A 14,696-nucleotide genomic window follows, 5' to 3' on the forward strand; every position below is an offset into this window, starting at 1 on the left:
TATGGTATATCAAGTAAGGCCCTATCCTCAGGATAGGGCTTTATACCATATAGACTTTTCAGCATGGAGAAACATCTCTTGCTCCGCATTCGACCCTAGCCTCGCCTCATTCTCGACTCTCACAATCAAGGAGGGATTCCATGTCAACCGTTGATCCTCCCATCACCGTTGCCATTCTCGGGGCCGGCAAAGGGGGAACGGCCATGTTGGAATCCTTTCTTAATTTACCCCATATCCGCCTATTGGGCATTGCCGACACCAATCCGCACGCCCTGGGCTTTCAACTGGCCAGACTTCACAATATCCCGACTGTCTCCCACCCTCTGAAGCTTATTCAAGAAGACAAGTTGAATTTGATCATCGACGTGACCGGCGATCCCATACTTCCTTCATACATTACGGAGCACAAACACAGCGGAGCTGAAGTGCTCGGAGGAACCGCCGCCAAAGTACTCTCAGAGTTGATCCAACATCAAACCTTTATTCAAGCCCAACTGTTTCATTCGGAAAAACTAGCCAGCATGGGAACTTTTGCCTCAGGGATAGCCCATGACATTAATAACCCGCTGTATGTCATTTTGGCGATGGCCGAAGAAATTCAAGAGGAAAACAATCTCGATCGAATTCGACAACATGCCGCCAGCATCCATGAGGCGGCACAACGCATTCAAGCCATTTCACGAAATATTACGGACTATGTTCGCACATCCAGTCATCAGGAACTCGAACAAATCGACCTCCATGCAAGACTGGATGAAGCCTTAAGCATTTCCAGGTTTGCGACAAAATTTCGAGAAATTACGGTTCAGAAACATTACCAAAACGGCTTGACTGTCCAGGCGAAACCCGAAGAAATTCTCCAGGTATTCATCAATCTGATTACCAACGCCATCCATGCCATGGAAGAAAAAGGCAGCCTCACCATCACCACCTCACATAACAATGGAACAGTTCAGATTGCCATCAGCGATACTGGCTGTGGCATTTCCCCCGAACACCTCCAAAAAATTTTCAATCCCTTCTTCTCAACCAAACCTAAGGGCCAAGGGACAGGCCTCGGACTGTATAACGTTAAAACGATTGTCAAGAAGTACCATGGCGACCTTGAAGTCGAAAGTGAACCAGGGAAAGGCACCACGTTCCGCTTGTCCTTCCCCGTCATTTCTCCTGCAGGAAATATGGTGTCTCGTGAAAAGCCCTGAACCCGCCAAACGAAAAAAAGGACTGACAAAAAAACTGGTCCTGTCCATGTTGCTGGTCGGTGCCCTCCCTTTGGTCATTGGACTCGTGCTGGCTTTCTACCAGGGCACCCAGGAAATTCGCGAGGTGAATGGATCCAGCTTTGAAGCCCTCGCAACCGAAACAGCCAGAAAGCTTGATCTAGTCATGGCTGATGAACTCGCCCGCACCGCCCTACTGACCACTGATATCAAAATCATTGAACAACTCGAACGCACCCGCGATGCCCTCAGTGAGTTGAATCCTCAAGAGCTGGCTCTCACCCTCAAACAGGAACAAGAAGCCTGGAACAGCAAGGAGGCGGACCTCCTTGAAAGAATTCTGAAAGGGCCGTTTGCCGGGATTCTGCAACAACATGTGGGGGGAACCTTTATGGACCCGGGCCACCCGATTCCGGTCATTACCCGATCTGCCACCCGTGGCCTATTTATTACCGATCGCGCGGGACGGGTCGTTGCAAGCCTGGATTCCGACATTCCCTACCTTCATCAGGAAGAAGCATGGTGGAAAGGCGCATTTCACAATGGCGTCGGCCAACCGTATATCGGTCAGGTGGCGTTTGATTCCCTTCGGGGTGTTTATACATTTACCCTTGCGCTCCCCATTATGGATAGCCTGCGGTATGAAGCCATCGGCGTCCTGCTCCGTGTTTATGACGCCAAGGAGTTCTTTGCTCCTTCAATCGACATTATTCGATTTGGTAAAACCGGCCATGTCATGCTCATTGACAGCCGTGGCGTGGTCTTGAGCTGCCCGATCCTTCCCACGGGCACTTCCATTAGTGACACCCGGCTTATTCCCCTCGTCACCCCGCTGCATGCCGGATGGACTCTAGCCCCAAGCGATGGGCATGGGGGTACTGCAACTTCCATCATCGGATTTGCCCCTCTGAGCAATACTCGTCAGATTACTCAAATATCCACCGGGCAGACCTGGCATATGTTTGTCTGGCAATCATCTGAAGAGGTCTTTGCCCCTATAGAGCATTTTTTTAAATGGATAGCGACTTTTGGGTTACTGGGAGTCGGGTTGCTCGTCACGTTGGGATATATCGCGGCTAGTCGAATTGCCGCCCCCATTCGCCGTCTTCAGGAAGCCGCCAAACAAATCGGCAGGGGGGAATATCGCGAGCCCCTTACTTTGTCCACCGGAGATGAAATTGAGGAATTGGCCGATGAAGTCAATCGCATGAACCAACAATTGATGTCCCAGTTCGCCGGATTGGAAAGCCAAGTTGAGATGAAAACCCAGGAAGTAAAATACCTTGAGGAGTCGACCATTAAAATTTTGGATAATGTGCCTGACCCGGTCCTCATGGTCGGACCAGATGAACAAATCGAATATTTAAATAACGCCTCGAAAGAAGCATTTGCCGTCGCCAATGGCGAGATGATCGGTTCCCCACTGTTTCAAATTTTCTCATTGGATCCCGCAACACAAGACCGGCTTAAACAGGAAATGCACGCTGTCCAAATAACGGAACCTCCATCTTCAGACAATACAAAGACCAATCCGTCTAACGCCTCGTTGCAAGACCCCTTGGTTCCCACCAATTGGACCCAAACAGGGACGCATCGCCAGGAAATTCGAATCAATCAGCGAACGTTCCGGTACCGGTGGTTTGGTGTCCAGGCCCGACCGGGAAGGGGGCCGAGTGTCGGATTGGTATTACGAGATACAACGGAGGAAAGCATTCTTCAGGACAGGGTCATCCAAGGGGAAAAATTGGCAAGTTTGGGGGTTCTAAGCGCCGGGATTGGACATGAGCTCAATAATCCGTTAGTCGGAGTCATTGGATTAGGCGAAGCAATACAAGAAGAGACTAATCCCGAACAAATCAAAGAATATGCCAGGGGCATCGTACAACATGGAAAACGTATGGCTTCCATTGTTCGGGACTTTACCGGTCAATCCGGGAAAAAATTGACCGAAGGGCAATCGCTCATTAACCTCAATGAACTGTTGGAACAATCTCTGACCACGGTCAAGGATCTCTTCCCATCAATCCCGGTTAATATTCAGACTCACCTGGGGTCCATCCCATCCATTCAAGGAAAAGCCCTGGAACTCGGACAAGCCTTTACCAACATTATCACCAATGCTTTTCAATCGATGAAACAAGGTGGGAAGCTTGATATTTCAACAGAAACGTCAGGACACGAACTGGAAATCCGCATTCAAGACACGGGCGGCGGTATCCCTCCAACGCATCTACCAAGAGTCTTTGATCCTTTTTTTACCACGAAAGGCCAGGGAGAAGGATCGGGCCTTGGACTCACCGTTGCCTATCGGATTATCAATAAATTAGGCGGACATATTCGAATGGAAAGTGAAGAGGGCCGGGGTACGACCTGTTTAATTACCTTACCCGTCTCGAATGCCCACCTGGCAAAGGAAAGGAATTCGACGTCATGACAAGCGTACGAAGTAGCATCGGTTTATCGATGGTTTTTCTTTCGACCCTCCTCATTGGAATATTTTCTTCATCATTTTTGCAAGCAGGTGAATCCAACGCCATGAAAAATCTGTCACCGGAGAAAGTGGCAGACTTTATCCATGCCATCGTGGAGGCGGACCGCCATGTCTACACTTCACATATCGTGAAGAGAATGCAGGAGCAAGGCGTCGTGGTGGCGCGGGAAGATTGGGAAAACAAAAATGCCATTCCCCTTCCTGCCCAGTTCCTCCATATTTCCAGTAAATTAGTCGCGGAATCAGGTCACGGCATTCGATTTCGTTTAATTAGTCTGTGGCCAATATATCGAAGGAATGGCCCTGCAACGGATTTCGAACGAAAGGCCTTGGAACAACTTTCGCTAAATTCCGATACACCTCAACGTGGAATTGTTTCCACTGGGAAAAAGCGCTTATTTCAGGCAATTTATGCCGACAAAGCGATTAATGATACCTGCACGACGTGCCATAATGCTCACCCCTTAAGTCCCAAGCGTGACTTCAGCAAAGGCGACGTCATGGGGGCAATTGTCATCACCATTCCTTTAGAAGATTAAAGTCCGTCACACGTGCTGCAGCAGGGTCTATTTTCCACACAGCCATTTGTACGGAACCCCTTTTACACGTATTGTGTCGTTCCCCGTAATTTCCGGAGAAAGGTAGGAACTTGTTACGATTTTTCATTGTCCAATTTTTGATTGGATTAGCCCTTACGGCTCCGGCTTTGGGCTTTGACAATCAATTCTCTTCTTCTCCATCCATTCCCATGGATATTGGGAATATCATTCAGGACATTCGCGAACTGAGTCATCCATCGTATCAGGGTCGACAGGCCGGCACAGATGGTAGTTTACAGTCGGCCAATTTTCTGGTCGATCGATTCGAATCTCTCGGCTTACAACCGGGCAACCACTTCTCCAAACAAGAACAGGATTTCAGTTGGTTACAACAACGGTCCCTGACAGCGGTTCAAGTGCTTGAGCCGGCGACAATCACCATTTCTCCGGTTGACTCAAGCCAATCGTCAATGACGATGTCGCTTGTCCCGGGGCAGGAGTTTCTTCCAATCTTGGATTCTCCTTCCACCAGAACCACAGGCAAAGTTGTCTTTGTGGGATACGGAATTGTTGACCCTGCCCGCGGAATAGATGAGTACCAGGGAATTAATGTCGACAATCGCATCGTGCTATTTCTTCGGGGGAAACCCCCTACCTACCCCGAATGGGTCACGCATGAAGAAAAAGCGGCAATCGCCAAAGAAAAAGGAGCGGTAGGGTATTTAACGGCAACCGGCCCATTGCTTGGTCGTTATGAGGCCCGAAAAGGTCTGGGACAAGGTCCTTTGGCCATCTACGGAGAGAAACCCGATAACCGCCCCATCCCTGGGGCATGGATACATGGGAACATTCTTGACCAGGCCTTGAACGCAGCAAATGCCTCCCTTGAAGCTCTGCAACAAGCCGCCAACGATATCGGGACATTTCATAGCAGACCACTTCCCCTTCTGGCGCAATTTAACTGGGAAAGCCACAGTCTGCCCGGAACGCTAACGAATGTCATCGGGATATTACCGGGTCGGGACCAGCAACTACGAAACGAACTCATTCTCATCGGTGCACATCGCGACCACTTTGGCCAACAAACCGGCCTCCTTTTTCCTGGAGCCGATGACAATGCATCTGGGACAGCCGTGATGTTGGAACTGGCCAGAATGCTCTCCCAAAGCACAACCGCACCCAAACGGACCATTCTCTTTGTGTCTTTTGACGGAGAAGAACGAGGCCTATTGGGATCGACTCTCTATGTCAGCCATCCGGCATTTCCATTGGATCGAACAGTCGCCATGATTAATCTCGATCATCTGGGAGCGGGTGATGGAAAACTGACTGTTGGAGTCACTCGAATGGATAAGACTCTGGCTCAGCAAGCAGCCAACCAGGCGGGGTTACACGACACAATTCAAATGTATGGATATTTCCCCGGGGGAGATCATGTCCCATTTTTTGAGGCGGGGGTGCCGACCATCACAGTCGTCAGCAGCGGCAGACACCCCCACTTTCATCAGCCATCTGATACCCTAGATTCCATTCAACCTGAAAACTTGGCCATCGCTACCAAATTTCTCTACTCACTGATTGCCCTGTTAGCGAACAATCCTTAAACAGGCTGTCTTCCTGGGCTTACCGTGAAGGACCTGTATTAGGGTGAAGGATTCTAACCCTTGCCAAATTCTTTGGGGAAAATGTTCTGAGGTTGCCGATTGGCTTACCATGAAGCCTCACCCAACCCTACCTTCATGCCTTCGCCACTCGGATTTCCTTAGCTATATTGAAAGAGAAAATACATATATTTACCACACATTCCCCCTTCCCTTTTATTCTTTTTCTTGTTTCACTTTTTCGACGGTCTTTTCTTTAATCGCTTCAATTTCCAGAATGATGTTGACCTCATCACCCACGAGCATTCCTCCACTATCCAATAACTTGCTGAATTTCATTCCGAAATCTTTTCGGTTTACCGTGCCGGCAGCGGTGAAACCAGCCCGCGTATTACCCCAAGGGTCCTGAGCGACCCCATTAAACGTTCCGACTAACGTGATCTCTTTGGTGACTCCCAATAGAGTTAACTCTCCGATGGCGGTGTAGTCATCTCCGGTTTTTTTATAACTTTTCATGGCATAAGTCATGGTCGGAAACTTCTCGACATCAAAAAAGTCCGGGCTTCGTAAATGCTCATCTCGTTTTTGATGGTCGGTCGTGACCGAGGCTGTTTGGATGACTGCTTCAATGGTTTTAAATTCTTTGGCCTCCGGATCCATTTCCACAACTCCTGAATACTCGGTAAACCTGCCATTGGTTTTTGATACCACCATATGGGCAACTTGAAATCCAACCCTGGAATGGTCATGATCCAGTTTCCATTTAGCCATTTCCGCAAACGAAGCAGAAACAAGCCCAAAACCAACGATTAGAACCAAGCCAATCAAAGAAAACACTTTCGAAACCTTCCGCATCATGTAACCTCCTGTGAAAATTGAAGACATACCCGTTGTATGGTCTTCGTTAATTGATAAACAAAAACCCATCATCTAAAAGTCATCCATCATTCTATACTCATGCAATGATCTAGACTTTCACTGACGGGAGAAGCCAAAAAATGGCTCGGCCATCCATTCGTCAATGATAGGAACCAACACCCCTGTGGATTGATACCCATGCGTAAAACTGATGTGGTCAGTGTTATTTTGACCAAGTAACGCAGGAAAACCACTCACTCCCAATTGGCGAGCCCGATCAAACTCCTGCCAGACCGATTGCCTAATCACAGAATCATTGAACCCTTGCAAAAATCTGTCGCGGTCAATACCTTGACGGCTGGCAAGATCCGCCAAAACTCCTTCATGCGTAATATCCATGTGCTTCACGTAAAATGCTTCCTGCACAGAACTCAAAAACATAAACTCCCTATCCTGAGCCAATTGTCGCACCACTATCATCGCTCGGGATGATGGTTCGGTGTCATAGATGAATGAAGGCTCCGGATGAAAATTGAAGTTAAATGGCTGGCCGGTTCTTTCATGCACCGCACGCCAATGGCTGAGGATGTAGGCACGTTTTCGCTCATCAAATCGTTCGGTATTTCCGGGGCGCAAACCACCCAACAAGACTTCGATCGTGACCTGATCCCGATAGCGCCGAACGATCTCCTCAATAACCGGGGAAAATCCCCAGCACCACGAACACATGGGATCAACCACATAGATAATCGATTTCACGGTCATGTCTACCACCTGGCTCCCTCGATTACCTCACCAGACATACCCAACAAGGCAATACCCTACAAATGAAATTAGACTACTTTATCACACCGGACATATGGAACTTGTCAATTTCCGATCAAGGTTTCTTTTAAATTTCATGTAGGTTCATGTGTGTCTGAAACAACACCTGCGAACTCCCTCCCCTTCAAACCTCATCAACCGCCCTATCTTTGTATCTGTAAAAACCCAGAATCCTCCAACTTATAATAGCCCATTCTTTACACGTTAAAAACTAATGGATCATAATAGGGTTTTTATTTGGGAGGCTTTATGCCTGGATCCCCACACTATCCGCTAACAAACCTCGACGAAGAGACCGCACTCCGAACTATTCTGGAAGGGACGGCCACCGCCACTGGGGAACGATTTTTTGAAGCGCTTGTGGAAAATCTCGCCAAAGCCCTGCACACCGATGCCGCCTGGGTCACGGAATATTTCCCCGATTCCCGACGATTGAAAGCCCTGGCGTTTTTTTTAGATGGCAGGTTCCTCAAAAATTGGGAAATGGATATTGCCGGTACCCCGTGCGAGCACGTTATCGAGCAAGCCCGGCTCATTCATTTTCCAGACAACTTATTGAATCTCTTTCCAATTGATCCGGATATCACCGGCATCAAGGCAGCCAGCTATATGGGTCTCCCGCTTACCGATTCGGTCGGAAATATTCTTGGACATCTGGCGGTCATGGATACCAGACCCATGCCGGCGGAACCGCGGGTGCAGACAATTTTTCGAATTTTTGCATCTAGAGCGAGCGCCGAACTTCAGCGCCTCCAAGCAGAATCCGCGACACGTGAACGTGAACAAAAGTTGCGGCGATTGGTCGACAGTGCAATGGATGCCATCATTGAATTAGACGAGGATCTTCGAGTCACCCGAATTAATCCGGCTGCCGAGAAGGTGTTTCAATGTAAAGCCACCCATTTGTTTGGTAAGAATTTTTCCCACTCTCTTGCCCAAAAGGACCCTGAGAAATTACGGCTTTTTATCCAGGATCTCAACACGAAACCTGCAGGCCAACGATCTCTCTGGATTTCCGGAGGCTTCACGGCTCTCCGCCTGGACGGCTCGGAATTTCCCGCGGAAGCCACGCTTTCCCAATTTCAAATAGAGGGAAGGGTCTACTACACCCTGATTCTTCGTAATGTGAATGAACGCCTGGAAGCGGAACAAAAAATTCGGTCACTCACGATTGAAAAAGATTTCCTCAAAGAAGAATTACAGGAGCTCCAACATTTTGGGGAAATTTTGGGGAATAGTCCCGCCTTGGTGCGCGTCCTCCGGGACATCCAACAGGTCGCGGATACCGAGGCCACCGTGCTCATTTCAGGCGAAACCGGAACCGGCAAGGAGGTGATGGCCCGCGCCATTCATGCCAACAGCCGGCGTCGGAATCACCCATTCATCAAAGTAAACTGCGCGGCCATTCCTGCTACCTTAATCGAAAGTGAATTTTTTGGACATGAACAGGGTGCATTTACCGGCGCCACAAAAAAGCGGGAAGGACGGTTTTCATTGGCCGACGGAGGGACCATTTTTCTGGATGAAATCGGCGAATTACCTTTGGATCTTCAAGGGAAACTGTTACGCGTTCTTCAGGAAGGGGAATTCGATCCGGTCGGCAGTTCCCACACCAAAAAGGTAAATGTCCGTGTCCTGGCAGCCACAAACCGGGATTTACAGAAGGAGGTCCAAGACGGAAAATTTCGTGAAGATCTTTATTATCGATTGAATGTCTTTCCCATCCATCTTCCGCCTTTGCGGGAACGCGGAGAGGATGTGGTCCTCCTAGCCAAGACATTTGTTCAGAATTTTACTCAACGAATGGGTCGGACGGTGGCCCCCCTTTCCCCTGACGCACTCCGACGCCTCACGGCTTACCATTGGCCGGGAAATGTGCGGGAATTGCAAAACGTGATCGAGCGGGCTGTCATTACGGCCCAAAACAGTCAATTAAATCTTGACCGTGCCCTCCCTGATGTTGAAGCGAAACTCTCCTCTTCTCCAGAAACTCTTACACAGGAGCCATCCACCTGCATTCGCACTCTTCAGGAACTTCAGAGTTTTGAGCGGCAAAACATTCTTCTAGCTCTGGAACAAAGCGGCTGGAAAGTATCCGGTGAACAAGGAGCCGCCAAACTACTGGGCATGAATGCTTCAACCCTTGCATCTCGTATGAAAGCTTTGGGCATTACTCGCGCGAAATAATTCCTGCACGATTTCTACCCATATTTTTTCAAGTCTTTCCGATTCTCTTTCAGCATTTCTTCATTTTCAGGATTCTATCCTATTTGCGAACTTTCGCAAATTCGTCTTATGAAATTTCGCAATTCGGCAAATTTCGTGAGCGATTTTCACACTTCATAAAATTTCAACATATTGTTTTTATTAATTTTTATTAATAATTTAAGCTTGGCACACCCCCTGCAAAATACCTTTGGCATGAAAGGCAGCACATATCAAACAGGTTCTCAAGGAGAAGGTAGGAACAACATGACGAGTCAGGATGAGCGAGATAAAAACTCTCAGACGCCAGCTGAAAAGCGGAACCTTCAGGATATGTGCCGTCAGGCGGATCAACTTTTTTTTCACATGCTGTTTCACACTCAACCAGGAGGATGTGCCATGTCATCTGTCGCCACAACATCAACCATTAATGGGGTCAACGTCGAACAATTAGGGGCCAATATCCATGCCATTCAAGGCGAACCCGGTTTGGCCAAATTTCAGTTCCGGGCCACCAACAACTGGATTAATGGGGGGCACAATCGCACCACGATCAAGGAGTTTTTCGGAGTGGGCAAAGAAGATACGACCCGAACCGAGCCGTTTGTGCTTGATGCCGATGAACCGCCCGTCTTGTTAGGAAAGGACCAGGGAGCTAACCCGGTGGAGTTTGTGTTGCATGCTCTGGCGTCCTGCTTAACCACGTCGATGGTCTATCATGCGGCCGCCCGTGGCATCAAAATTGATTCAGTGGAATCCCGGCTAGAGGGGGATTTAGATCTTCGCGGGTTTCTAGGTTTATCGAAAGATGTTCGTCCAGGCTATCAAAACCTCCGGGTACACTTCACCGTAAAAAGTGACGCGCCAGCCGAGACAATTCGGGAATTGACGAAGTATTCACCAGTTTTCGACATTGTATCCAATCCCGTGCCGGTGGCCATTTCGGTAGATTCAAAAGGGACCAACTGAGGACAGACATAATTGATTGCCTCGGGTCCAACCTGAGGCAGTCGGCCCTTAAACGTCTGAACCAAAAGGAGCTACGATCATGAAACGTCTGGTGTTTTTTATCTATGGCACCCTGTGCTACCTATCTTTCCTAGGCATCTTTTTATATGCCGTAGGCTTTCTGGGAAATTTTGGCGTCTCCAATACCATTGATGGCCAACCCGGGGTTCCAGTCTGGCAGGCTCTGGCCATCAATTCGTTTCTGTTGGGAATTTTTGCGGTCCAGCATAGCGTCATGGCCCGGCAGACCTTTAAACAATGGTGGACACAATATATTCCAAAACCCATTGAACGTAGCACCTATGTGCTCTGTACCAACATTGCCCTGGCTCTCTTGTTTTATGCCTGGCAACCCATGGGAGGCTGGATTTGGCACATTCAAGACCCAGTCGGGCAGGGCCTGCTGTATGGCCTGTTTGCGGCGGGTTGGGGATTAATTCTCATGGCCACGTTCCTCATCAATCATTTTGATTTGTTCGGTATGCGGCAGGTCTGGCTCTATCTGCAAAAACAAGAGTACACACCATTACCATTCAGGACCCCGGCCATGTATCGGCAGGTACGGAATCCTCTCTATGTCGGTTGGCTCTTGGCATTCTGGGCCACTCCCACGATAACGGTTGCCCATCTGGTCTTTTCGGTGACGACTACCATCTAAATCCTGATGGGCATTCAATGGGAAGAGAAGGATTTGGTGGCTTTCCATGGAGAGGCGTATAAAGATTATCAAGAACCAGTACCAAAACTTATTCCACGACTATTCAAAGGGAGCTTCATGGGAAAACCATAAGCCCCAAGGACTATGGCTACTTGAAGGCCAAAATGACACAATCCGCTGCCTGAAATATCCACGTAGCGGCGTGCTTCATTTATTTCCCGGGGAAAGGAAAACAACCATGCGCACATTGAGAACCGGGATATTCCAGAATCCTGTACAGGAACCTACCTGGATAAAAAAGTTTGGATGGTATGGAGTGGTCTTTTTCTTGGTCAAAGGAACATTCTGGCTTATCTCCCCTTTTAATATTCTTGCATTCAACTAAATATTCTCGCCCGTTTTCCGGGCCGCCGACTCATTAGCAGCTTGCACCAAGGCTAAAAGCTCAGTCCTTCCAATATACTGCGAACCAGATCGTATTTTGTTTGGGATCGGTCCATTCCACACGATGTCTGGTATGCGCGGAAAGATAAACGGTATCCCCAGGACAAAGCACCCGTTCAGGTTGTCCCTCAATTTTGAGTGTGGCTTTTCCTGCCAGTACCACAACACATTCATGCTCGGCCTGGTCATACCAAAAGTCTGGTGGAGACGCCTGCCCCCGTGACACTATCCGTTCAATTCGTACAGAACGACTCCTCAATACCTCACTCGTCAATTCGTGATTAAGGTGTTCAGGAATATTGGCGAACAGATTTTGACATAATTCCATTGCCTCCACCTCTCTAGAAAAGGTCACTTGCTTTATCGCATTCTCAATTTTAGTACTGGGTAACTCCCATGGGCGCATCGAATTGGGAATTGACAATGGCGGAAAAATCGGGGGTCAAGCAGATCTGGAGGGAAATACTGAAGAATGTTCGGCTTGGCTCTGAGCTTTGAAAGACCAAGCAGAAGAATCAGAAAACTGCCGATAATTCAAAAACGACAATTAAGGAACGGGCCAGCCATCCCCCTCAGGAGGAATGGCCCGCTACTTTCTCAATTCAAGACGCTCCTCCAAGAAACGTCTCTAGCCCAATCAATTTAATCCTCTTTACTGTACGACAAAATGACTACGCCGGTTTTCCTGCCAGCACTTTTCATTCTGATCGGTGCAAAACGGCTTCTCTTTTCCATAACTCACAACCTGAAGATTCTCACTAGGAACGCCCAAATCAACTAAATATTCCCTCACCGCATTTGCTCTTCGCTCACCAAGCACCATGTTGTAACTTTCCGTACCACGCTGATCACAATGTCCTTCGATCACAATCTTGTTATTCGACAAACCCGAAGCCAGTGTTTGGGCATTTTCTAACAGAACTGAAATAGCATCCTTCCGAATAGAAAATCGGTCATAATCGAAATAAATATCTCCCAGAGACTTGAGAAGATCTTCAGTCTTCTCCTCAAAAATTTCTGGCAGTTCTGCAACCTGCTGCACCGGTTTGTCCTCCTCGGGTTCCACCCGAGCAATCAATTGTTCCGGGGGAACCGCGTCTCCACGAATTGTCGGGCGTGCCGGTGTTTCCGGTTCGGACAAAATCGGCGGGACTCCACCCTCTTGTGATAATTCTTGAGGAGAAATTTGGTTCGGGGTGGGAGCTATAGGAGACGGAGGAACCACAGATTCAGCCACCAGGGGAGCTTCAAGAGCTTCAGGAACAGCCGGTTCGACGACTGTCGTTCGAGGAGTGGCAAAAATATCAGCAGGAGCCGAAGGACGAATAAATGGACGAGCAGGCTCTTCAACGGGAATATCCATAGCCGGAATCCCAATGAATGTTTCAGCCTTTACGGGTGGCTGCACAACCGCCTCAGTCTGCGACGCCACAGGCTCAAGTTTTACCACTTGAGACTTGGCCGGAGGTTCAGTCACACTTATAACCGTCGTTTGCAATTTGGAACTACACCCCGCCATTATTGCAATCAAGCATCCGCCCAGTAGGCCAAATTTCCAGACACTCCTTACCTTAGAAAAAAACAATACTTCGGTCATGTTTTACCTCCACTATTCCTTTCCTTGACTGACGGATGCATCCACATAGACCCCATCCAATATGATGATTCTTTTTTCCATTCTTATTTCCTCTACAATAATTTCTTTAAGAAAATGACAGTGTCATTTTCAATAACAAAGTAATCTCAAAACTGTATGCAGCCCCTTCGAATGATGTCAAGAACCCTGGCGTGGAACTTGAGGTCCACTCCTGATTTATTCCCTAAGAATGCCTTTTGGTAGGATCCAGGTCAAGGGTGATAGGAAAAAACTACATGCCCCCCCACATGGAACAACCGCTATCCCTGATCTTTACACTTCCCAATGGGGCAAGCCTAGCCCTCCTCAACATCCTTAATTGTGACATCATAGTCGCCTGCCATCTCCCCCAACATAGATATTTCTTTCCTACTAACATCAGAATTCTCATCATTGTCCCAAGTCGCTTCCGTCTGGATTTAGCCAGATAAGAGTATTCACCAACTATTAGACATCGCGGACCAACAGGTGCAGGACCGCTGACTCTGGAACTCCTTTTGTTCTCGAAAGTTTCTCAAGACAGCCACTCACAATGATCCTCAGATATGGCAACTCAAACCTTTTCCTAATGGCTATTTCGAAACATTACCCGAACTAATACACACCAATTAATGTGAAGTTTCTTAGAGGGTCCGGCCCAATGTCGAATTATTTCGAGATCTAACAATTCATAAAAAAAAATACTGGCACTTTCCGTTTCACGAATCATTTCTCGTCGTGCTTTAAACATCCATTTCTCTATTCCTGGCGTTCGTGGGTAAGCCCTTCTTAAGCAAAAGCCGCCCCGTCAAATGCTTTCCCAAGTTAATCAATTGAAGCTGTCCGACCATTTGACTCATGAAGGGAGTCCGCTCGGTCCTGTAGGGTTTCGCCTGCATAGTTTTTGGCAAAACTTTTGTCCCCACACCTCATAACCATTTGAAATTTTTAATTTTTTTTATAATAACATTTCTTGGAACACCCCTTGCACTTTTACCAATCAACTATTACTGCACACCAGTTTTTTGGAGGCGAAGCCATTTTTTTAAATATTCCGCTTTTACGACCTAATAGCATGGAGAATGACGCAATTCGACTTTCATAACCACCAACTTGACACATGATAATACTGGTTTTAAGCGCCTCGATATGAGCCTCGGCGGAGGGACTGGTTTCAGGGGAACTACGATTTCGACCGCACCCGGAGTCTGGTCTCCTCATCAGCCACCTTC

The 14,696-nt window shown here is 48.1% G+C and carries 11 protein-coding genes; 7 read left to right on the top strand and 4 right to left on the bottom strand.

The genetic code is table 11. The features are described 5' to 3' along the window. Nucleotides 1–140 precede the first annotated feature (140 nt). The 4 genes from ACWHYD_RS14820 to ACWHYD_RS14835 all read left to right on the top strand — a co-directional run bounded on the left by ACWHYD_RS14820 (nt 141) and on the right by ACWHYD_RS14835 (nt 5,854). Nucleotides 141–1,202 carry a sensor histidine kinase gene (locus tag ACWHYD_RS14820; protein WP_447962801.1) on the top strand — a complete coding sequence of 354 codons (1,062 nt, stop codon included), beginning with the start codon at nt 141–143 and terminating at the stop codon, nt 1,200–1,202. Beyond that, nucleotides 1,189–3,654, top strand: a complete 2,466-nt coding sequence (locus ACWHYD_RS14825; protein ID WP_447962802.1) for an ATP-binding protein — start codon at nt 1,189–1,191, stop codon at nt 3,652–3,654. The genes ACWHYD_RS14820 and ACWHYD_RS14825 overlap by 14 nt, the downstream gene beginning before the upstream one ends. Further along, nucleotides 3,651–4,250 carry a Tll0287-like domain-containing protein gene (locus ACWHYD_RS14830; protein WP_447962803.1) on the top strand — a complete coding sequence of 200 codons (600 nt, stop codon included), beginning with the start codon at nt 3,651–3,653 and terminating at the stop codon, nt 4,248–4,250. The genes ACWHYD_RS14825 and ACWHYD_RS14830 overlap by 4 nt, the downstream gene beginning before the upstream one ends. A 110-nt stretch (nt 4,251–4,360) precedes the next feature. Next, a complete protein-coding gene (locus ACWHYD_RS14835; RefSeq protein ID WP_447962804.1) occupies nt 4,361–5,854 on the top strand; it encodes a M20/M25/M40 family metallo-hydrolase in 1,494 nt (497 codons plus the stop codon). A gap of 213 nt (nt 5,855–6,067) precedes the next feature. Here the strand turns inward: ACWHYD_RS14835 and ACWHYD_RS14840 are convergent, their stop codons facing one another. Next, entirely contained in the window at nt 6,068–6,709 is a 642-nt protein-coding gene (locus ACWHYD_RS14840; RefSeq protein WP_447962805.1) for a YceI family protein, read from the bottom strand. A 117-nt stretch (nt 6,710–6,826) separates the two neighbouring features. Continuing rightward, nucleotides 6,827–7,474 carry a DsbA family protein gene (locus ACWHYD_RS14845; RefSeq protein WP_447962806.1) on the bottom strand — a complete coding sequence of 216 codons (648 nt, stop codon included), beginning with the start codon at nt 7,472–7,474 and terminating at the stop codon, nt 6,827–6,829. Nucleotides 7,475–7,783: 309 nt separating this feature from the next. On the opposite strand from ACWHYD_RS14845, the gene ACWHYD_RS14850 reads away from it, so the two are divergent. The 3 genes from ACWHYD_RS14850 (at nt 7,784) to mddA (ending at nt 11,405) form a co-directional block, all read left to right on the top strand. Continuing rightward, entirely contained in the window at nt 7,784–9,721 is a 1,938-nt protein-coding gene (locus tag ACWHYD_RS14850; protein WP_447962807.1) for a sigma-54 interaction domain-containing protein, read from the top strand. Between the two features lie 285 nt (nt 9,722–10,006). Continuing rightward, nucleotides 10,007–10,708: an OsmC family protein gene (locus ACWHYD_RS14855; RefSeq protein ID WP_447962808.1), complete on the top strand. Its 702-nt coding sequence runs from the start codon at nt 10,007–10,009 to the stop codon at nt 10,706–10,708. 79 nt (nt 10,709–10,787) lie between these two features. Beyond that, on the top strand, nt 10,788–11,405 hold the full coding sequence (gene mddA / locus ACWHYD_RS14860; RefSeq protein ID WP_447962809.1) for a methanethiol S-methyltransferase: 618 nt from the start codon (nt 10,788–10,790) through the stop codon (nt 11,403–11,405). Between the two features lie 445 nt (nt 11,406–11,850). Here mddA and ACWHYD_RS14865 read toward each other — a convergent pair whose 3' ends face one another. Together ACWHYD_RS14865 and ACWHYD_RS14870 are read right to left on the bottom strand one after the other, a co-directional pair. Then, nucleotides 11,851–12,177, bottom strand: coding sequence for a cupin domain-containing protein (locus ACWHYD_RS14865; protein ID WP_447962810.1), 327 nt, complete (start codon nt 12,175–12,177; stop codon nt 11,851–11,853). A gap of 324 nt (nt 12,178–12,501) precedes the next feature. Continuing rightward, the gene (locus ACWHYD_RS14870) at nt 12,502–13,446 is read right to left on the bottom strand and encodes an OmpA family protein (RefSeq protein ID WP_447962811.1); all 945 of its coding nucleotides are present in this window, start codon (nt 13,444–13,446) and stop codon (nt 12,502–12,504) included. Nucleotides 13,447–14,696: the final 1,250 nt, after the last annotated feature.

It is taken from the genome of Nitrospira sp. Ecomares 2.1, from assembly GCF_965152585.1.

What these genes read in the sequence shown, in the direction of transcription:
- ACWHYD_RS14830 (WP_447962803.1), top strand. Translation starts at nt 3,651, where the DNA reads ATGACAAGCGTACGAAGTAGCATCGGTTTATCGATGGTTTTTCTTTCG.
- ACWHYD_RS14870 (WP_447962811.1), bottom strand. Translation starts at nt 13,446, where the DNA reads ATGACCGAAGTATTGTTTTTTTCTAAGGTAAGGAGTGTCTGGAAATTT.
- ACWHYD_RS14845 (WP_447962806.1), bottom strand. Translation starts at nt 7,474, where the DNA reads ATGACCGTGAAATCGATTATCTATGTGGTTGATCCCATGTGTTCGTGG.
- ACWHYD_RS14855 (WP_447962808.1), top strand. Translation starts at nt 10,007, where the DNA reads ATGACGAGTCAGGATGAGCGAGATAAAAACTCTCAGACGCCAGCTGAA.
- ACWHYD_RS14850 (WP_447962807.1), top strand. Translation starts at nt 7,784, where the DNA reads ATGCCTGGATCCCCACACTATCCGCTAACAAACCTCGACGAAGAGACC.
- mddA (WP_447962809.1), top strand. Translation starts at nt 10,788, where the DNA reads ATGAAACGTCTGGTGTTTTTTATCTATGGCACCCTGTGCTACCTATCT.
- ACWHYD_RS14840 (WP_447962805.1), bottom strand. Translation starts at nt 6,709, where the DNA reads ATGATGCGGAAGGTTTCGAAAGTGTTTTCTTTGATTGGCTTGGTTCTA.
- ACWHYD_RS14820 (WP_447962801.1), top strand. Translation starts at nt 141, where the DNA reads ATGTCAACCGTTGATCCTCCCATCACCGTTGCCATTCTCGGGGCCGGC.
- ACWHYD_RS14865 (WP_447962810.1), bottom strand. Translation starts at nt 12,177, where the DNA reads ATGGAATTATGTCAAAATCTGTTCGCCAATATTCCTGAACACCTTAAT.